A 19,991-nucleotide genomic window follows, 5' to 3' on the forward strand; every position below is an offset into this window, starting at 1 on the left:
CCAGAGCCGACGCCGACGCCAGAGCCGACGCCGACGCCAGAGCCGACTCCAACCCCAGAGCCGACTCCGACCCCTGAGCCGACCCCGACCCCTGAGCCTATGCCAAAACCAGAGCCAACCCCTGCAGATAAGCCAAAAGCTATTGAAAAGAAGTTGGAGGAAAGTGGCGTGACAACCCAGCAACTGGAAGCAGCCACTAACGCTACCACGCCCAATGTCCAGAGCAATGCCGCCTCGGCCACACCTGTCACCAATCCCCAGACGGAAAATCTGCAGCCCGCCGCCACGCCGGAGGCCCCGGCCAACGCCGGCCTCCCCATGGCCTTGTCTGGCAATGGCATGCTCACCATGGAAAACAAGGGCGTGAACGCACCTGTTTCCATGAACGCAGAGAATTTAGCCGCGCCGTCCCATAGCAATGCTTCAAGCGAGGCACCGGCTGCCAGCCCGCAGGGAACGCTGCAAAATGACAACAGCGCTGCAGGGGAGCAGGAAACTGCCCAGGGAGATAATGGCGAAAACGCCCAAGAAGACAATGAACGTCAGAACAACGAGGAAAACGAATAACTCACAGCAAAAGAACTCCCCCTGTCAGCTTCGCTGACACCCCCCTCCCGGAGGGGGGGCAAAAAAGCCTCCCTCCCAGAGGGAGGTGCCCCGAAGGGGCGGAAGGAGTTTGGCAGGGAAACTTAACGGATTCACTTCACAGAAATCGAGGTAGATGAATTTGAGGCAGACAAGAGCAAGACACATCAGAAAAAACCGCAGCAACCAAGTGGCAGCCTCCATCCTGGCCGCCGCCTTTATGAGCGTTCCCCTCACGGCTGGGGCGGCTCCTGCCGTCCCCAACCCCGGGGAGGAAATCCGCCAGCCGGCAGAGCAGGGCAGGACTGATATCGAAAGCAGCCTGCCCGATACGGAGGGAAGGCAGGCAGCGGCCAGCAGGTTTACCCTCACCGACATTCGTGTGGAACATGAGGGCATGAAGCTGGACGAAGCAGGACTTGCTTCCATCACCAAGCCCCTGCTGAAGCATGAAATCTCCGCCGCCGAGCTGAACGACGCCGTGGAGCAGCTGACCCAGTACGCAAGGCAAAAGGGCTACCCTGCCGCCATTGCCTATATCCCCGAGCAGACGGCCCAAAATGGGCAGCTGCTGATCCGCTTCGAGCCGGGCCGCTTTGACAATGTAAAAATAGGGGAGGGCAGCGCCCTCAAGGAACGCATTGCCAAACGTGCCGTGGCCGGGCTGAAAAATGGCGAAATCATCGAGGCCGGGAAGCTGGAGCAGTCCCTGAGAAATCTCCGGGACATTCCCGGTATTCAGGCCAATGCCGTCCTTTCCCCGGGCTCTGAGCAGGGCACCAGCGAACTCACCGTCAACATTAAAAAAGATGACCCTGCAACCTATGTGCTCTACGCCGAAAACTACGGCAGTAGAGCCGCAGGCCGCTACCGCTACGGCTTTCAGGGGGACTGGAAGAACCTGGGCGGCAATGGCAGCTGCCTGAATGTGGGGGCCCTGATTTCCAACGGCAAGCAGCACGGGGGCAATATCGCCTATGAGATGCCCGTAGGCCACAGCATGACCACTCTGGGCTTGGCCTACAGCCACTCCGACTACGAGTTGGGCAGCATCTGGAGCCAACTGGGGGTAGAGGGCAAATCCGACACCGTGAGCCTTTACGGCAGGACACCTCTGGTGAACCACTATGACAACGCCGTGAGCCTGACTTATGCGGTGAACTACCGCAAGCTGAAAGATGAATTCAATGGCATGGACATCGGCCACCGCCATTCCACTTCCTTCAGCATCGGTCTTGATGGCACCAAGCGGTCCTCCCGGAATGTCCTCCATTACAGCACCGCCTTCCATGCAGGCACCGTCAGCCCTGACTCTGAAATATCCCAGACCATGGCAGATTTGAATGGTACAAAAGGTTCCTTCAGCAAAGGCACCTTCGACCTCACCTCCGTCCAGCAACTGGGCGGTCCCTTCGATGTCATGCTGAAGCTCTCCGGCCAGATAGCTGGCAGCAATCTGGACAGCTCCGAGCATATCTATCTGGGTGGCGCCCGGGGTGTGCGGGCCTATCCTCAGGGCGAGGTCTCCGGTGACGAAGGTGTGCTGGGCACCCTGGAATTCCGCTACCACACCAAAGTCCCCGGCCTGAGCCTGAGCCTCTACTATGATGCCGGCACCGTAAGGCTGGAGAAAACCCGTGGCGGCAGCCAGACCCTTCAGGGCTGGGGTGTAGGCGTCACTTACACCAAGCCTGATGACTGGTTTGCCCGTCTTGACTACGCCAGGAGAATCGGCCTTGAAGACGGCCTCTCCGATGATGCCAATAGCAGGCAGAGGATGTGGTTTATGCTGGGGAAGGTATTCTAAATAGCAACATGCAAACGTTGCCCGGGGGAATTTCGTCCCTCGGGTACGTTTTACTTGTGTTTCACCTGGGTTTTAGGTACAATGGAGGTATGAATTTTCTGTGTGTTGTGAATACGGAGGGAGAGTTATGGCAAGCAGATTTTTCCGTTGCAGCCGTTGCGGCAATCTGGTGGGACTGATCAATGAGGGCAAGGGGACCATGATGTGCTGCGGAGAGGCCATGGCGGAGCTCACCGCCAATACCACCGATGCGGCCCAGGAAAAGCATGTACCGGTGGCTGAATTCGATGCCGGGACAGGGACTCTGAAGGTGGCGGTAGGATCGGTGTCTCATCCCATGACGCCTGAGCACCTGATTGAGTGGATTCATGTGCAGACGGAAAAAGGCGGCCTGATGTGCAAGCTGACGTCTGAGGACAAGCCTGAGGCGGTGTTCAGACTGGCCGAGGGAGACAAGCCTGTGGCGGTGTTTGAATACTGCAACCTGCATGGCTTGTGGAAGGCTGAACTCTGAAAATAGGCAGACGGCATAAATAAAAGCTGTGAAGCGATGGATGCTCAGATCCAATTGCTTCACAGCTTTTTTCTTATGGTCTGTCTTCCTCTGTTGGCTTGGAGAGCCAGCGGGAGGTCTTCATTTTTTCCTGTTCCTGCTGTCTGGCCAGATAGATGTCCTCTATCACCAGCTTGCAGATAACGATGACGGGCACCGCCAGGAACATGCCGGCGGCCCCCAGCAGTTCCCCGCCCAGCACCACCCCAAGAATGATGGCGATGGGGTGGAGGTTCAGGGATTTGCCTATGATATTTGGGGTTACCAGATTGTGGTTGATCTGGGTGAGCACCAGATAGAAGCCCGCCGTCTGGATGGCTGTCCAGGGGCTGGTGGTGGCGGTGAGCAGGACCCCGAAGGCAGAGGCTACCGTGGGGCCCAGCACGGGTATGAACTCGGCTACCCCGGACACCACGGCGAATACTGAGGCGTAAGGCAGATCCCGGATGGTGAAGTACAGGAACACCACCAGGGCCGTGATGCAGCAGATGATCATCTGCCCGCAGATGTAGATGCGCAGGGCAGAGAGAATCTTATTGAAGAGCTTTATGATGCGGCGGTTGTCCTGATGGGGAAAGAGCCCTGCCAGGTAGCCCTTGATGGTCTCTCCGTCCTTCAGCAGGTAGAAGGTCACGAAGAAGATGATGACCATGTCTATGAATTTGCTGAAGGCGGAAAACATAAGGGTCATGGAGGATTTCAGAGCCAGGACACTGGCATCTTTCATCCCCTCCCAGAGGGTGTCCATTTCCTCTTTCAGAAAGGAAGGCCCGGACAGCAGCCAGGTTTCCTGCATCCTGCCTGCAATGTGGGGGAACTCTCTGATAAAGCGGGTGAAGGTGGGCAGGAAATTGCTGGACACCAGGGTGAGAACCCCAAGGGAAACCAGCAGGAAAAGCACCATGACTATTGCAGCTGCCGCCCCCCGGGTCATTTTCTTTGCCAGCTTGTCCACCAGGGGATTCAGCAGCAGATTCAGCAGCAGGGACAGGAAGACGATGAAGGCCAGCTGCTGGGTATACCAGAAAGCGGACAGCAGCACCGCTGACACCAGCCCCAGGATGATGGAAGTCCGATAGGCACGAATCTGCATGGAAATGCTCCTTGTTTATTTTATGGCATTGAGCCTGTCTGCCAAAGCCTGGGCGCTTTCGTCCCCATTCAGGCACTGCATGATGGGCTGTGCGCCCAGCATGACTACATCGCCGTTTACGGCAGCGGCAGATTTGTTGTGGCCGTTATGGAAGGCGGCAGCGAGGTTGCCTGCTACGAAGTAGGAACGCTCGGCGCCGCTCATGCCAGCACCAGCGGCGGGAACGACAAAGTCCTTGCCGTTGATCTGCACCTTGCCGTCCTGCACAGTGACGTGCTTGTTGCTGTATTCATTGAGTTTCTTGGCATAATTGTCCCGACGGGAGGAATGGGAGGGATGGTCGGAACCGCCAGCCATGAAGCGGGCGAAGCCTCCGTTCTTGTTGTCGCCTCCCTTGTCGATGACCCGCTGCCAGACGGCGGCGCAGGCACCAGGGTTATAGGGGGAGTGGGTCATGTACTCAAAGGCCAGGTTGTCTGCTTCCCATTCCATGGGCTTGGTGATGCCCTGGTTGTTCCAGGTGTTGGCCAGGAGGTCTCCCAGGATGTTATTGGTGGCGCTGGCCAGAATCTGGGGGAGAATGGAGCGCTTGATGCCTTTGGCGGGATGGTCTTTCTGGCCGTGGCCCATTTCGTGGCCCAGCACCACGGCGATTTCATCGTCATTGGTGATGACGTTGAAGAGGCCGCTGTTGACGCTCATGTTGTGGCCCATGGCACAGAAAGCGTTGAAGCTCTGGTCATTGTTGATGAAATAATTATATGGTTTATCATAAACTGTGGAGTCAACTGAGCCGATGGCTTTGGTGAGGTTGGTCATAATGCCTGACAGGCGTTCATTGAGGTAAGAATCGTTGTTCACACCGTACTGCTGCTTCATGCCCTGGAAGTATTCCTGGCGTCCCTGCTCGGTGTTGTTGTAATACTTGATGTAACTGTTGGCCTGGGAAGCAGCTGCTGCTCCTCCGAGGACAGCTCCAATGACGGAGCCGGTGGACAAAGCTTCTGCTGAGGCCGGAAGCATAGCTCCCTGGAAGCCTGCGGCGAGGGTGCCTGCCAGGCAGGCTGCTGCGATTTTTGTTTTTAGTGTTTTCTTGTTCAAAGTAAATCCCTCCTTGTCTACCATGATACTCCTTGAAAGGAAAGCTGGCAATAGAAGCAGGATTATAGTACAATGAGAAATAAGAAAAAAACGGCTGAAATAAGTTGAATTGCGGCCAAGGAGGCTGAAATATGAAAGAGAAACAGTGGCGCAGCTGCCGCTTCATGATCAACGGCCTGGCTCATAAAGTGCAGTATAATGAGGCTGCCATACAAGAGCTTTTCCTGCCTTTCCTGAGGCAGATGTCGAGAAAACAGAAAGCGGTGGGAAGAAGGCTGATAGTTCTTCTGGCAGCTCCGCCGGGCACAGGAAAGTCCACCCTCTGCCTGCTGTTGGAGAAGCTGTCCCAATCAGTGGAGGGGCTGGTGTCCCTGCAGGCGCTGGGACTGGACGGCTTTCACCACACCGCAGCTTACCTGCGCACCCACAAGACAGAGCGGGAGGGCAGGATGGTACCCATGACCGCCATCAAGGGGGCGCCGGAGACTTTCAATCTGGAGCATCTAAAAGAAAAACTGGCCCAGGTGCGGACGGAAAACATCCGCTGGCCAGTCTACGACCGCAGCATTCACGATGTCATAGAGGATGTCATCACCGTCCGTCAGGACATTGTGCTCCTGGAGGGCAACTGGCTGCTTTTGGGCAGCGGCGGCTGGCAGGAACTGCGTGAATACGCGGATTATACGGTTTTCATCGAGGCCAGGGCAGAGGACCTGAAGGAGCGCCTGGTCAGCCGCAAGGTGCAGGGAGGCAAATCCCGGCAGGAGGCGGAGAAGTTCTATCAGCAGAGCGACAGGGTGAATGTGGAGCGGGTCCTGAATGACTCCTGGCCTGCCGATGAAACCTGGCAGATGCTGCCTGACGGGGACTACCGCCTGCTGAAGCGCACCCCCAAGGTGAAGATGGTGGACAGAGAGTCTCTCTGGAAGAAGCCTGATGTGATGCTGGGAGATTCGCCCCTCCTGAATTCACTGGCCCGCCGTATGTCCCAGCTTACCCCCCAGGAAAAGGCAGAAGGCAAAGGGGCCTATGAGAAGGGGTTCGTAGAAGGCCTTCTCATGGCCCGGGATGACATCATCCGCCGTCTTTACAAGGGGGGCATGGGAGAGGCGGAGCTCTGTGCCCGCTTTGACCTTAAGCCAGAAGCGGTGCGCCGGATACTTTCCCTGTGATTATTTTGCCTTGCTGGCGAAAATGTAGACTAAAATGGTAAGGATAATGCCCAGGCCTCCATACAGGGGGCCTTTTTCCATAAAGGCGTAGATGGTGGCCGCCAGGCAGAAGAGCACTGCAAAGAAGGTCTGCTTGGCGTTTTCCTTGCGGAAGGCAAAGGTCTGGTAGTCAACGCCGGTTGCCTCCTTGAAGCAGTCGTGGCAGATGATGTGCTGGTTGCCCTCGGGGTCCTTGTGCACCAGAGCATCTTTATCCTCTAAGGTTTTGCCGCATTTGCTGCATTTGAGCATATTGTGTTCCTCCAAATTACATAAGTCAACCAAATCCAAACATGTTACATTGTACCGCAAAGCGGGAATTTTTGCCACCCATCAGCGAGCATTAAATGAAATTCACATAGTGTTTTCTAAGACTCGCAGACGGTATGTTTCCTTGACAGAGACAGGGAAAAACATTAGAATATATACGTATGGGTGTGCCATACACACAGATGAAAATTAAAGCATGAAAAAAAAAGAAAAGGGGGGTGAGTATTATCGTTACAGTAATATTAGCGGTAATAGTTGCACTAGTTATCGGCGCAGCCGCAGGCTATACGGCTCGCAAACGCACCGCAGAAGCACAGATTGGCTCGGCAGAGACAGAAGCCCAGCGCATAGTGGCAGAAGCCAGGCAGCAGGGAGAGACCAAGAAGAAAGAAGCTTTGCTTGAGGCCAAAGAAGAGATACATCGCCAGCGTCAGGAACTTGACCGTGACACCAAGGAGCGCAGGAGTGAAATCCAGCGCCAGGAGCGGCGGATTGTCCAGAAGGAAGAGAATCTGGACAGGAAGCTGGAGTCCCTGGAGAAGAAGGAAAGCACTCTGTCCCGCAAGGAAGAGCGGCTGGACAAGACCCAGGCGGCGGTTGATGAACTCCATGCCCAGCAGAAAGCGGAGCTTGAGCGTATCTCAAGCCTGACAACTGAGGAAGCCCGCACCATGATCATGGCTGAGACGGAGGAAGAGCTCCAGCACGAAAAGGCCATGAAAATCAAGGAATACGAGCAGCAGACCCGGGATGAAGCAGACAAGAAGGCACGCGAAATCCTTTCCACTGCTATCCAGCGCTGCGCTGCAGACCATGTGGCTGAGACTACTGTTTCGGTAGTGGCTCTGCCTAACGATGAAATGAAAGGCCGCATCATCGGCCGCGAGGGTCGCAATATCCGTACCCTTGAGACCATGACGGGCATTGACCTCATCATCGATGATACGCCCGAGGCTGTGATTCTCTCCGGCTTTGACCCGGTGCGCCGTGAGATTGCCCGCATCGCTTTGGAGAAGCTCATCCAGGACGGCCGCATCCATCCTGCCCGCATTGAGGAAATGGTGGAGAAGGCCAAGCGGGAGGTTGACCAGCGCATCAAGGAGGCCGGCGAGCAGGCTACCTTCGATACTGGTGTCCACGGCATCCATCCGGAGCTGGTGAAGCTCCTGGGCCGTCTGCGCTACCGCACCAGCTATGGGCAGAACGTGCTGAATCACTCCATCGAGGTTTCTCATCTGGCTGGTGTCATGGCGGCAGAGCTGGGCTGTGACGTAATGCTGGCCAAGCGGGGAGGTCTCCTCCACGACATCGGCAAGGCCATTGACCACGAGGTGGAGGGTTCCCATACCGCCATCGGTGCAGACCTTGCCCGCAAGTTCCGCGAGTCCAAGGATATCATCAACGCCGTGGCTTCCCATCATGGGGACTGCGAGCCCACCTGCGTGGAATCCGTGCTGGTGGCAGCAGCTGACGCCGTGTCCGCTGCCCGTCCCGGTGCCCGCCGTGAGAGCCTTGAGTCTTACCTCAAGCGCCTCAAGAGCCTGGAGGAAATCGCTGAGTCCTTCGAGGGCGTGGAGCGTTGCTTCGCCATCCAGGCAGGCCGCGAGATCCGCGTCATGGTGAAGCCGGACAAGGTGGATGATGCCGAGGCTGCGGCTCTGGCTCACAATATCGTCAAGCGCATTGAAGATGAGCTTGAGTATCCTGGCCAGATCAAGGCTACGGTCATCCGCGAGACCCGCGTGGTGGATTACGCCAAGTAAGAATTCAGTAAATCATAAAAGGAGGGTGCAAGAGATTTTTCTCCGGCGCCCTCCTTTTGCTTTTGGAGAAGGGAGTGAGGCTCATGTTTGGATTTAAGCAGTTTTTCAAGCAGGAGGACAAGGGCAGGAACCCCCGACAGAACCAGATGCAGATAGGAGTCCAGCTTTTAGGCTCGCTCCTGGTCTGCTATCCCGAGATTGCGGCGGTCACTTATGACCCCGGGAGGGACAGGCTGGAACTCACCTTCATGGTGAAACAGCCCCTTCCTCCGGGCAGGGAAGTGGATAAATTTGCAAGTTTCCTGCAGGAAAGCCTGGATGCCTATCATGATATTGAGGAAGGCGTGTATGTCTGGTCTTCGGTAGAGTCAGAGGAGCAGGGAGACACCCTGCTTATCCATGTGTCCAGGAATCTCATAGACCTGTCCCGGGGCGAACTTGAGGTCATGGCAGAGCTCATGCTGGACAGATTCGGTGAGAGCCTGCTGGTGGACAGCCATACGGAAGCTAATCTGGAGCCGGACTTTGCCGCTATGCACAGCGAGCTTTTGGACCAGCTGCTGGATCAGGCTCCGGATATCATCATCAAGGAGCGCATGGCTGCCGTCCGGGAAAATGACCGGGTGGTGGTGTATAACAGGTAGTTTAAGGAGAAAGAATTTGCGAGTCATGTTAGTGGGGGACGTCATCGGCCGGCCGGGCCGCCGGGCGTTCCGTGAATATGTGCAGAAGCTGCGCAAGGAAAAAAGTGTAGATGTGGTCATTGTCAACGGGGAAAATTCTGCCTCCGGCAAAGGCCTTACCCGCACTTCCCTGGACGAGCTTTACAGCGGCGGGGCGGATATTGTCACCACCGGCAATCATGTCTGGGACAAGAAGGATGTGTTGGAGTTTATCGATAGCGAGCCCTTCCTCATCCGCCCTGCCAATTACCCTGAGGGGGCTCCGGGTAAGGGCTATTGCCTTTATCCCTTCAAGGCCAAGACCATCGGAGTAATGAATCTTTCAGGGCGGTCCTTCATGCCTGCCCTGGACTGCCCTTTCCAGAAGGTGGACGAGCTGCTGAAGGAAATGGCAGGCCAGTGCGACATCATCTTCCTGGATTTCCATGCTGAGACTACCTCGGAGAAGATGGCCATGGGCTGGTACCTGGACGGCAAGGTGAACGGAGTGGTGGGCACCCATACCCATATCCAGACCGCCGATGCCAGGATATTGCCCCAGGGCACTGCTTATATCACTGACCTTGGCATGGTTGGTCCCTGGAACTCCGTGCTGGGTGTCAAGACGGACAAGATCATCTACAAGTTCACCACAGGGCTCCCCGTGCGCTTTGAGGTGGAGGACCAGGGGCCCCAGGTTTTTTCTGCAGTGATAGTGGAGATTGACGATAAGACCAACAAGACCATGGGCATAGAGCCTATTCTCATCACGGAATAAATTTATTTTAGAAGGATTTTTTCAAAGCATGACGAATAGTAATGGCAGTAACAAGTGAACCAAGCTAGACAGGTAAACTGTACCAGCAATCGAAGCAGTTGCATTAACCAGAGAGGACGTGCTGAGAACATGGAAATCTTGAAAGTATCTGCTAAATCCAATCCTAATTCCGTGGCAGGAGCCCTGGCAGGTGTCCTGCGGGAGAACGGCAGTGCAGAGATGCAGGCCATCGGGGCAGGTGCCCTCAACCAGGCGGTCAAGGCAGTAGCAATTGCCCGCGGTTTTGTGGCTCCCCATGGGGTGGATCTTATCTGCATACCGGCTTTCACGGACATCAAGATTGAAGGCGAGGAGCGTACAGCCATCAAGTTGATAGTGGAACCCCGCTGAAGGAAACAGGAATAGGAGTTGATAGCAGGATGCCAAGCGATTTGCATGTCCACACGAGTTATTCCGATGGCAAACTGACCCCGGAGGAAGTTGTGGCGGCCGCAAAGGAAGCAGGACTGAATTATTTGGCCATCACCGACCACGATACGGTGGAGGGGGTGGGCCATCTGTATGAAAATGGCTTATTGCCTGTAAAGGGGCTGAAGATCATTCCTGGGATAGAATTCAGCGCCCATCATCCTGTGCATGAAATACATATCCTGGGATATAATGTGGATATCTACTACAGGGATCTCATAGACAAGCTCAACGATGTGACGGAGGCTCGCTGGACGCGTTTCAGCGAGATGGTGGAGAAGCTTTGCAGTCTGGGATACCAGATCACAGAGACAGAGGTACTGACCATTGCGGGGGACAGCAGGTCCATCAGCCGCTCCCACATAGCCCGCATACTGGTGAAGAAGGGGTACTTCGGTTCCATCCGGGAGGCCTTTGAAGCCCTGTTGCAAAAGGGTATGCCTGCTTATGTGCCACATTATCATCTGGAAACAGAGGAAATCATCGAGCTTATCAAGGCTGCAGGGGGAACTCCTGTGCTGGCTCACCCCAAACTGGTAGGGGATGATGAACTGGTGGAAAAGCTCTGCCAGTCTGGCATTGAGGGGCTGGAGGTCTTCTACCCCCAGCATGAGCCGGAGGATGTGGAGCGCTACAGGCTCATGGCAGAGAAGTACGGCCTGCTTATATCCGGGGGCTCGGACTTCCATGGCTATGCCACCCGCTTCCCCCAGAACCTGGGGATGTTTACCATTGAAGATGTGTGGGCGGAGAAGTTCTACCGTCCTGAAAGCTGACAGGAGAGAGACTTATGGACGTAATCGCCCTGGTGGGCCCCAGCGGCACAGGCAAGAGCCATCGGGCCCTGGTCATCGCCCACAAGCACAAGGCGGATGCCATCATTGATGACGGCATACTCATCAGCGACGGCAAGATCATCGCAGGCCACTCTGCCAAGCAGGAGGTCAGCAAGATCATGGCTGTGCGCAGGGCGATTTTCATCCTGCCGGGCCATGCTGAAGAGGTGCGCAAGGCCATAGGGAAGGTCAATCCTCACCGCATCCTGGTGCTGGGCACCTCGGAGAACATGGTGCACAAGATTGCCCGCGCCCTGAAGCTGCCAGCCATTTCTCAGATCATCAATATCGAGGATATTGCCAGCAAGTCGGATATTGAGAAGGCGCAGTTCTACCGGCTCAAGCAGGGCAAGCATATCATTCCCGTGCCCACCATCGAGCTGAAGCCGCATTTTTCCGGTTTCCTCATTGATCCGGTGCAATCATTTTTCAAGCGTTCTTCTAACAAGCGCAGGCGCCTGGGAGAGAAATCCATTGTGCGGCCTGTGTTCAGCTACTACGGCAAGCTCAGTATCGATGACCATGCCGTGGCGGCGATCGTGCGCAAGGTGGTGCTGGAGGGTGACATCAGTGAAATAGGCCACATCAATGTGAGCCATCTCTACCAGGGAGATGAGGACATGGGGTTGAAGGTGTCCTGCTCTGTGGTGCTTACCTACGGGAACCACATTCCCACGCTGATCACCAAGACCCAGCGGGCGGTGCGGCAGGCAGTGGAGTACATGACTGGCATGATGGTCCACGAGGTGGATATTGTGGTAAAGGCATTGTATGTCCAGGCATGAGGCTTGAGATTGAAATATGAATCCCTGAGGGGCATTTGCTGCTTCTCAGGGATTTTTCGTAGTTATTTTAGGGTACACAAAGGAGTTTGTCATGGGCAGAGAGGGATGCATGGGGATTTTGGAGCGTTGGCGGCATTTGGGCAAGGGGCGTTTTGTGCTGCTGGCAGCCCTGCTGGCAGCTTTTGCTGTCTACCTGTATGTTCAGCAGGAGGGCGGGGAAAAGCGGGGGGGCAGGGAGCATAAGCCGGTTGTGAAGACGGTGGTCCTGCAGCGCTCTGACCTCAACCGCCATATCCTGCTCTCCGGCCAGACTGTGGCAGAAGCTGATGTTGCCCTGGCGCCCAAATATACGGGCAGGGTCGCTGAGGTGCTGGTGCAGCTGGGAGATAAGGTGGAGGCGGGACAGGTGCTTCTGGTGCAGGATACCGCTGACCTTGATATCTCCATCCTGCAGCAGTCAGCAGCTGCAGGAGCAGCAGAGGCAGATGCCCGGGAGGCGGCGGCCTCCTACGAAGCCAACTATCTGAAGGCCCGCAATGATTATGAGCTGGAGGAGAGCAGATATGAGAGGAATGTCTATCTCTTCTCTATTGGCGCTATTTCCCAGGACAGGCTGGATGCAGTGAAGCAGGAGTATCTGGCCAGCCGGGCTGCTTTTGAGATTTTGGAAAATCAGGTGGAAGGCGGGGATGCAGCTTCTGTCCAGTCCAAGGCTTTCACGGCAGAAAAGGCCGGACATGGTGCAGAGGCCCTGCGGCAGCAGCGTGAGGATATGGTGCTTCGGGCTCCGCGTGCCGGCGTTATCGGCTACCGCAAGGCGGAGGCAGGTGAGATAATCTCTGCGGGGACCAAGGTCCTTAGCCTCGTGGACAACAGCCGCATGAAGGTGGACTGCACCTTGTCGGAAAATGATGCGGCGGTGCTGACTCCGGGCATGGAGGTTAGTGTTACCGTGGATGCTATGGGCAGGTCTTATCCGGGACGCATTGTCTACGTGAGCCCTGCCATGGACGAAGCGGCCAAGAGCTATCAGGTGCGCATCGAGCTTTTGGGGGAGGAGCTGGACATCAAGGCCGGGCTCTTTGCCCATACTGCCCTTGATGTGCTTCAGCGCAGGGACACCCTTTTCGTGCCCAAGGAGGCGGTGCTTTCCCGCAACGGCAGGCAGCTGGTCTATGTATTGGGGGCAGATGGCAAGGCGGAAACGAGAGAAGTGCGGCTGGGGTTGGAAAACGACCAGGAGGCGGAGATACTGGAGGGCCTTTCAGAAGGGGAGGAAGTCATCATTTCCAATCTTGACAGGCTGCAGCAGGGAACGGCGGTGGAAGTGCTATGAATATCACCCGTTTTTCCATCCAGCGGCCTGTGGGCATTTCCATGATCGTGGCCTTCTTCGTGGTGCTGGGGCTCTACAGCTATTACCGCATTGGGGTGGAACTCCTGCCGGATATCAACACCCCCTATGTCACTGTGCGGGTGAAGTACCCAGGGGCCAGCGCCGAGTCTGTGGAACAGGAAATCGTGCGGCCGGTGGAGGATGCCCTGTCCTCCGTGTCCGGTGTGAAGAAGATAACCTCTACTGCCAGCTACGAGCAGGCCCGAATCGGGCTGGAGCTGGAGTTTGATACAGATGCTGACCTGGCGGCTATCGAGGCCACCAAGAAAGTGGATTCCATCAAGAACAGGCTGCCGGATGAGGCTGATGCTCCCGTGGTCATCAAGCGGGATCTCAATGCCAAGCCCATTGTGGAGCTGGCGGTGCTGTCACCCTACGGCCTGGCAGATACCTACACCCAGACGGAGAATGTCTTCCAGGAGGTGCTGCAGCAGGCGGGCGGTGTGTCTGAGGTGGAACTCCACGGCGGCCGGGACAGGGAAGTGGCGGTGGAGGTGGACAGGGACAAGATGGCCGTTTACGGCCTGACCCTTGACAAGATTGCCTCAGCCATCAGGAAGGAAAACCAGCTGCTGCCCTCGGGCTCTGTCTATACGGAGGCCACCCAGTCGGATGTGCGGCTCATCGCCCAGTATCGTGATGTGGCAGAAATACAGCAGGTGCAGGTGGCAAATTCTGCAGGGAGCAAAGTGCCCCTGACTTCTGTGGCTGAGGTCAGGGAGCAGTCTGCCCGTGCTTCCCGCTACGGCAGGCTCAACGGGCAGGATGCCATCAATGTGCTGGTCTACAAGAACAGCGATGCCAATGTGGTGGAGACTGACAAGAACGTCCGGGAAAAACTGGAAAGGCTCAGGCGGGATTATCCGGAGTATGAGTTCGTACTGGTGTCCAGCGACGCGGATTATGTGGAAACCTCCCTGCACAACACGGTGATGACTCTGGTGGAAGGACTTTGCACCACGGGGCTGGTGCTGTTCTTCTTCCTGAGGGGCTGGCGTTCCACGGCGGCGGTGATGATTGCCATTCCCACCTCCCTTATCGCCACCTTCTTTGTCATGTATGTCTTCGGCTTCACCTTCAACATGATGTCCCTCATGGGCATGACCCTCTGCATCGGCATCCTGGTGGATGATGCCATCGTGGTGCTGGAAAACATCATCAGGCATCTGGGACTGGGGGAGGGGCCGGAGGAGGCGGCGGAAAACGGCCGCATGGAAATTGGCATGGCGGCGGTGGCCATCACTCTCTGCGATGCGGCGGTCTTCATGCCCATCGCCTTTATGGAGGGCATGACCGGGCAGTACTTCCGCCAGTTCGGCCTGACCATCGTCTTTGCAGGGGCGTTCTCCCTCTTTGTATCCTTCACCCTCACCCCCATGCTGGCTTCCAAATTCTACCGGCTGGGGTACAGGCCTGATGACAAGCCCCTCTGGCGTTTTATGGACAGGCTGGAGGAAAGGGCGCAGGCCCGCTATGAAAAGATGCTCCTCTGGAGCCTGACCAACAGGAAAAAGCTCTTGCTGGGCATACTGGGCATCTTCCTGGGAGTGCTGGCTTTGGTGCCCCTGGGGGCGGTGGGCTCGGAATTCATGCCCCGCACGGATGAATCCGCCTTTGTGGTGAGCATCCAGGCCCCTGTAGGTTCCTCGGCGGAGGAAACGGACAGAGTGGCCCGCAAGCTGGAAGAAAAACTCTCCCAGCTGCCTGAGGTGAAATACTATATGACCCAGGCGGGGGGCTCCACTGCCTATGAAGGCAGGATTAAGGTGCAGCTCTATGACCGGCGGGAGCGCGGCCGCTCTGTCTGGCAGGTGGCAGACGAGATAAGGGCCTTTGCCGCCGGCATCCATGAAGCAGATGTGCGGGTGGCAGAGTCCCAGACAAATGTGGCAGGCGTTTCCGGCAACGGCCCCAGGAACGGGGCAGGAGCCCTGCAGCTGGAGCTCAGGAGCAATCACAGCGACATCCTGGAGGAAGCTACGGAAAAGACCATAGCGATCCTGGAAGGGATTCCGGGGCTGACAGATGTGAACAGCACCTATCAGGAGGGGATGCCCGAGTTGCAGCTGAGAGTGGACAGGGAAAAGCTCAAGACTTACGGCACTTCCCTGGGAGAAGTGGAGACGGCCTTTGCCTCAGCCATTTCAGGCCTTTCCGCCGGTGAGCTGAAGAATGACCGCGCTAACGGCGGCAGGGACACGGATATCAAGGTGCGCTTTTTGGGGGCGGACGGCTACAAGGCTTCGGACGTGGCCCGCATACCCATCATTTCTTCCGGCAAACTCATTTATCTGGGAGATGTGGCGGAGATAAAGAGCGGCAGGGGCCCCGTCAGCATAAGGCGCATTGACAAGCAGAGGGCCTCTGCCATCGGTGCCAATCTCAGCGGCCGGCCCATAGGCGAGGTGACCAAGGATGTGAGGAAGGCTCTGGCCAAGGCAGATCTTGGGGAAGGCGTCACCTATAAATTCAGAGGGCAGGCTGACAGGATGGACGAGGCCTTCGGCGAGCTGCTGTCGGCACTGTTACTGGCGCTGGTGCTTATCTATATGCTGCTGGCAGTGCTCTATGAATCTACCATCACGCCTTTCATCAGGATGTTTTCCCTGCCCCTGGGGCTGATTGGTTCCATCTTGCTGCTGCTGCTGACCCGCAATACATTGAACCTCTACTCGCTGATAGGCATTCTGGTGATGGACGGCATTGTGGCCAAGAACGGCACTTTGCTCATAGACTACAGCCTGACCCTGATGGACAGGGGCAGGACTGCCATGGAAGCTATCATGGAAGCCGGGAGGGTGCGCCTGCGCCCCATCATGATGACCACCATCACCATGATGGCGGGCATGCTGCCCACGGCCCTGTCGCTTACGGCGGGCAGCGAGACACGCTCCTCTATGGCCTGGGTCATCATAGGCGGCCTTCTGACTTCCACGGTCTTTACTTTGCTGGTGATTCCCATCATCTTTTTGTTTTTCTATGAAAGGAAAGAGGGGCAGAGGGAGACAGGTACTGCTCTTGATAAGAGCCTTTGAAGGAAACGCCTTCCGGTACAAGAATTTGAGTATCGGGAGGCGTTTTATGAGTTTAATATGGAAAGAAAAAAATTTTCGTGAGAAAATTATCCTGTTTGGGCGTGATTTGCGTGTATACAGTGGACAAAAAGGGGCTTTTTGATGAAACAAGAGGGAGTTTTTGTCCTGTTTTTTCATTATGACACGCTAGGGCACGTGGACACAAAAAACTTTGTAAATAAAGTGTTGACAAGGATTTTAGGGGGTGCTAATATATAGAAGTGCTCCGGGAGGGGCGCAAGGAAAGTGTACAGGGGAGTGCAAACGATGAATCTGGAAACACTTAAGGATGCCAAAAAGGTGATCGGCCTCAAGCAGGTCACCAAGGCTGTGAAACGCCACAGCGCAGGGCAGGTCCTGCTGGCCGGCGATGCTGATGAACGCATCGCAGAGCCGTTGAAGGAGCTCTGCCGGGCGGAGGGCATAGAGGTTCTGGAAACAGAATCCATGAAGGCCCTGGGCGCGGCCTGCGGCATCGAAGTCGGCGCGGCAGCAATTGCCGTACTCAGGTAAGCTTATTTGTTAATAAGCGGCCTAACCGCTGCTTATAATAAATAATAAATTCTCAATATGAAGGAAGGAGGTGCATGTATGCCAACTATCAACCAGTTAGTTCGTAAGAGCAGGAAGAGCATGCAGGAGAAGTCCAAAGCACCAGCACTGAAGAATTGCCCGCAGAAGCGCGGCGTCTGCACTCGTGTTTATACCAGCACGCCGAAGAAGCCGAACTCTGCACTGCGTAAGGTGGCTCGTGTTCGTCTGACGAACAGCATCGAGGTCACTGCATACATTCCGGGCATTGGTCATAATCTTCAGGAGCACAGCGTTGTTCTGATTCGTGGCGGCCGTGTTAAGGATCTGCCGGGTGTTCGTTACCACATCATTCGTGGTTCCCTCGATACTGCAGGTGTGCAGGATCGTGGTCAGGCCCGCAGCAAGTACGGTGCTAAGAAAGCGAAGAAGAAATAAGCTGACGGCTTAAAAAGATTATGATAAGGAGGTAAAACAATGCCAAGAAAAGGTTCCGTACCGAAGCGCGATGTACTGCCGGATCCGGTGTACCACAGCAAGACGGTTACGAAATTCATCAACAAGGTAATGCTCTCCGGCAAGAAGAGCGTTGCTGAGCGTGTCGTTTACGATGCATTCGAGACGATCCGTGCCAAGACCGGCAAGGATCCCCTGGAAGTCTTCGAGACTGCCCTGAAGAATGTCATGCCGGTTCTTGAGGTCCGTGCCCGCCGCGTGGGTGGTGCGAACTATCAGGTTCCTGTGGAGGTTCGTCCGGACCGCCGCATGACTCTCGGTATCCGCTGGCTCGTAAACTATGCTCGTCTCCGTGGTGAGAAGACCATGGATGCTCGTCTTTCCGGTGAGCTGATGGATGCGGCCAACAACACGGGCGCAGCGATCAAGAAGAAGGAAGATACGCACAAGATGGCAGAAGCCAACAAGGCGTTCGCACATTATCGCTGGTAATTCCCAGACCGTATCTATATATAAGGAGAGAAATAAAAAGTGGCAAGAGAGTTTTCCCTTGAAAAAACTCGTAATATCGGTATCATGGCTCACATCGATGCTGGTAAGACGACCACCACGGAACGTATCCTCTTCTACACGGGTGTAAACCACAAGATCGGTGAGGTTCATGATGGCGCTGCTACCATGGACTGGATGGTTCAGGAGCAGGAGCGCGGTATAACCATTACTTCCGCAGCTACCACCTGCCACTGGAAGAACCATCGTATCAACATCATTGATACGCCGGGCCACGTGGACTTCACGGTAGAGGTTGAGCGTTCCCTGCGCGTGCTTGACGGCGCTGTGGCAGTCCTGACTGCCCGCGGTGGTGTTGAGCCTCAGACTGAGACCGTTTGGCGCCAGGCTGAGAAATACCAGGTTCCCCGCATGGCTTATGTCAACAAGATGGACATTACCGGTGCGGACTTCTTCAACGTCATCAAGATGATGGAGGAGCGCCTCAATGCCAATGCAGTTGCTATCCAGCTGCCCATCGGCGCAGAGGACAGCTTCCAGGGTATCATCGACCTCGTGAAGATGGAAGCCATCGTTTATGAAGACGATCTTGGCAAAGTCGCGGATGAGGTTGCCATTCCCGATGACATGAAGGATATGGCTGAAGAATATCGCGAGAAGCTGCTCGAAGCTTGCTCCGAGCAGGATGACGAGTTCATGGAGAAGTACCTCGGCGGTGAGGATATCACCGAAGAGGATATCAAGAAGGTTATCCGCAAGGCTACCGTTACCTGCAACATGGTGCCTGTTGTCTGCGGTACTTCTTATCGCAACAAGGGTGTTCAGCCTCTGCTGGATGCTGTGGTTGACTACATGCCCGCTCCGACGGACATTCCTCCCATCAAGGGTGTGAATCCCGACAGCGGTGAGGAAGACCACCGTCCTTCCAGCGATGAGGAGCCCTTCTCCGCTTTGGCATTCAAGATCATGACTGATCCCTATGTCGGTAAGCTGGCATTCTTCCGTGTATACTCCGGTGTGCTTGAGTCTGGTTCTTATGTGTACAACTCCACTAAGGGCAAGAAAGAGCGTATCGGCCGTATCCTCCAGATGCACGCTAACAACCGTAAGGAAATCGACAGGGTTTACAGCGGCGATATCGCAGCAGCTGTGGGCCTGAAGGATACCACCACTGGTGATACCCTTTGCGACGAGGCAAATCAGATTATCCTTGAGTCCATGGTCTTCCCGGATCCGGTTATCTCCGTTGCGGTTGAGCCGGCTACCAAGAACGACCAGGAGAAGATGGGCGTTGCTCTCCAGAAGCTGGCAGAAGAGGATCCGACCTTCCGGGTCCACACCGACCAGGAGACTGGCCAGTGCATCATCTCCGGCATGGGTGAGCTTCACCTGCAGATCATCGTTGACCGTATGCTCCGCGAATTCAAAGTGGACTGCAAGGTCGGCGAGCCCCAGGTTGCTTATCGCGAGACCATCCGCAAGACCGTCGAGGCAGAAGGCAAGTTCGTTCGCCAGTCCGGTGGTCACGGTCAGTATGGTCACTGCTGGCTCAAGCTGGAGCCCCAGGAAGCTGGCGCAGGCTTCAGCTTCGAGAATAAGGTTGTGGGCGGTGCTATTCCCAAGGAATTCATCAAGCCCATCGAGGAAGGTGTCAAGCAGGCTATGGAGTCTGGCGTCGTAGCCGGTTATCCGGTGGTCGATGTGAAGGCTACTGTCTACGATGGTTCTTTCCACGAAGTCGACTCTTCCGAGGCTGCGTTCAAGATTGCCGGTTCCATGGCATTCAAGAACGGTGCCGAGAAGGCCAACCCGGTTCTCCTCGAGCCGTATGTTAAGGTTGAGGTCATCGTTCCTGAGGATTACATGGGCGATGTCATTGGCGACCTTAACTCCCGCCGCGGCCGCATCGACGGCATGGAGCCGCGCAATGGTGCACAGGTCATCAATGCGTTCGTTCCTCTGTCCGAGATGTTCGGTTACTCGACGGATCTGCGTTCCAAGACACAGGGTCGCGGGAACTACTCCATGGAGGTTTCCTACTATGATGAGGTTCCCAAGAATATAGCCGACGCTGTAACTGCCAAGAATAAGGGCGAATAAGGGAGGAAAAAA

19 protein-coding genes are annotated in these 19,991 nt (G+C 55.8%); 16 read left to right on the forward strand and 3 right to left on the reverse strand.

The genetic code is table 11. From position 1 onward, the window contains the following. The 3 genes from BLW59_RS12545 to BLW59_RS12555 form a co-directional block, all read left to right on the forward strand. The coding region (locus BLW59_RS12545; RefSeq protein ID WP_217634619.1) for a hypothetical protein at positions 1–567 on the forward strand (567 nt) is incomplete at its 5' end. A 160-nt stretch (positions 568–727) separates the two neighbouring features. Next, positions 728–2,392, forward strand: coding sequence for a ShlB/FhaC/HecB family hemolysin secretion/activation protein (locus BLW59_RS12550; RefSeq protein WP_175463437.1), 1,665 nt, complete (start codon positions 728–730; stop codon positions 2,390–2,392). Positions 2,393–2,519: 127 nt separating this feature from the next. Then, positions 2,520–2,906: a desulfoferrodoxin family protein gene (locus BLW59_RS12555; protein WP_029540514.1), complete on the forward strand. Its 387-nt coding sequence runs from the start codon at positions 2,520–2,522 to the stop codon at positions 2,904–2,906. Positions 2,907–2,979: 73 nt separating this feature from the next. Here the strand turns inward: BLW59_RS12555 and BLW59_RS12560 are convergent, their stop codons facing one another. Both BLW59_RS12560 and BLW59_RS12565 read right to left on the reverse strand, forming a co-directional pair. Continuing rightward, positions 2,980–4,038 (reverse strand): AI-2E family transporter, encoded by a 1,059-nt coding sequence (locus BLW59_RS12560; protein ID WP_074698076.1) that lies wholly within the window; start codon positions 4,036–4,038, stop codon positions 2,980–2,982. Positions 4,039–4,053: 15 nt separating this feature from the next. Next, a complete protein-coding gene (locus BLW59_RS12565) occupies positions 4,054–5,139 on the reverse strand; it encodes a M48 family metallopeptidase (RefSeq protein ID WP_413778193.1) in 1,086 nt (361 codons plus the stop codon). Between the two features lie 131 nt (positions 5,140–5,270). Between BLW59_RS12565 and BLW59_RS12570 the strand changes: the two genes are divergently transcribed. Beyond that, the gene (locus BLW59_RS12570) at positions 5,271–6,311 is read left to right on the forward strand and encodes a nucleoside/nucleotide kinase family protein (protein WP_074698078.1); all 1,041 of its coding nucleotides are present in this window, start codon (positions 5,271–5,273) and stop codon (positions 6,309–6,311) included. Here BLW59_RS12570 and BLW59_RS12575 read toward each other — a convergent pair whose 3' ends face one another. After that, positions 6,312–6,602 (reverse strand): hypothetical protein, encoded by a 291-nt coding sequence (locus tag BLW59_RS12575; RefSeq protein ID WP_029540509.1) that lies wholly within the window; start codon positions 6,600–6,602, stop codon positions 6,312–6,314. A gap of 236 nt (positions 6,603–6,838) precedes the next feature. Here BLW59_RS12575 and rny point away from each other — a divergent pair, with 236 nt between their 5' ends. The 12 genes from rny (at position 6,839) to fusA (ending at position 19,979) form a co-directional block, all read left to right on the forward strand. Beyond that, positions 6,839–8,383: a ribonuclease Y gene (gene rny / locus BLW59_RS12580; protein WP_074698079.1), complete on the forward strand. Its 1,545-nt coding sequence runs from the start codon at positions 6,839–6,841 to the stop codon at positions 8,381–8,383. Between the two features lie 83 nt (positions 8,384–8,466). Next, the gene (locus BLW59_RS12585) at positions 8,467–9,027 is read left to right on the forward strand and encodes a hypothetical protein (RefSeq protein WP_139283671.1); all 561 of its coding nucleotides are present in this window, start codon (positions 8,467–8,469) and stop codon (positions 9,025–9,027) included. A 16-nt stretch (positions 9,028–9,043) separates the two neighbouring features. Continuing rightward, entirely contained in the window at positions 9,044–9,823 is a 780-nt protein-coding gene (locus BLW59_RS12590; protein WP_175463438.1) for a TIGR00282 family metallophosphoesterase, read from the forward strand. Between the two features lie 129 nt (positions 9,824–9,952). After that, positions 9,953–10,213 (forward strand): stage V sporulation protein S, encoded by a 261-nt coding sequence (locus BLW59_RS12595; RefSeq protein ID WP_029540503.1) that lies wholly within the window; start codon positions 9,953–9,955, stop codon positions 10,211–10,213. A 29-nt stretch (positions 10,214–10,242) separates the two neighbouring features. Then, positions 10,243–11,067: a PHP domain-containing protein gene (locus BLW59_RS12600; RefSeq protein ID WP_029540502.1), complete on the forward strand. Its 825-nt coding sequence runs from the start codon at positions 10,243–10,245 to the stop codon at positions 11,065–11,067. A 14-nt stretch (positions 11,068–11,081) separates the two neighbouring features. Continuing rightward, positions 11,082–11,912 carry an Asp23/Gls24 family envelope stress response protein gene (locus tag BLW59_RS12605; RefSeq protein WP_029540501.1) on the forward strand — a complete coding sequence of 277 codons (831 nt, stop codon included), beginning with the start codon at positions 11,082–11,084 and terminating at the stop codon, positions 11,910–11,912. 91 nt (positions 11,913–12,003) lie between these two features. Further along, positions 12,004–13,248: an efflux RND transporter periplasmic adaptor subunit gene (locus tag BLW59_RS12610; RefSeq protein WP_318258567.1), complete on the forward strand. Its 1,245-nt coding sequence runs from the start codon at positions 12,004–12,006 to the stop codon at positions 13,246–13,248. After that, positions 13,245–16,343 (forward strand): efflux RND transporter permease subunit, encoded by a 3,099-nt coding sequence (locus tag BLW59_RS12615; RefSeq protein ID WP_074698081.1) that lies wholly within the window; start codon positions 13,245–13,247, stop codon positions 16,341–16,343. Before BLW59_RS12610 ends, BLW59_RS12615 begins: the two co-directional genes overlap by 4 nt. 306 nt (positions 16,344–16,649) lie before the next feature. Further along, entirely contained in the window at positions 16,650–16,895 is a 246-nt protein-coding gene (locus tag BLW59_RS12620; protein ID WP_029540496.1) for a ribosomal L7Ae/L30e/S12e/Gadd45 family protein, read from the forward strand. A gap of 78 nt (positions 16,896–16,973) precedes the next feature. Then, the gene (rpsL, locus tag BLW59_RS12625) at positions 16,974–17,351 is read left to right on the forward strand and encodes a 30S ribosomal protein S12 (protein ID WP_029540495.1); all 378 of its coding nucleotides are present in this window, start codon (positions 16,974–16,976) and stop codon (positions 17,349–17,351) included. 39 nt (positions 17,352–17,390) lie between these two features. Continuing rightward, complete coding sequence (gene rpsG / locus BLW59_RS12630; protein WP_029540493.1) at positions 17,391–17,861, forward strand: 30S ribosomal protein S7; 471 nt, start codon at positions 17,391–17,393, stop codon at positions 17,859–17,861. Positions 17,862–17,900: 39 nt separating this feature from the next. Beyond that, a complete protein-coding gene (fusA, locus tag BLW59_RS12635; RefSeq protein WP_029540491.1) occupies positions 17,901–19,979 on the forward strand; it encodes an elongation factor G in 2,079 nt (692 codons plus the stop codon). Positions 19,980–19,991: the final 12 nt, after the last annotated feature.

Origin of the sequence: Selenomonas sp. KH1T6, assembly GCF_900108415.1 — a bacterium.
Classification (GTDB): Bacteria; Bacillota; Negativicutes; order Selenomonadales; family Selenomonadaceae; genus Selenomonas_B; species Selenomonas_B ruminantium_A.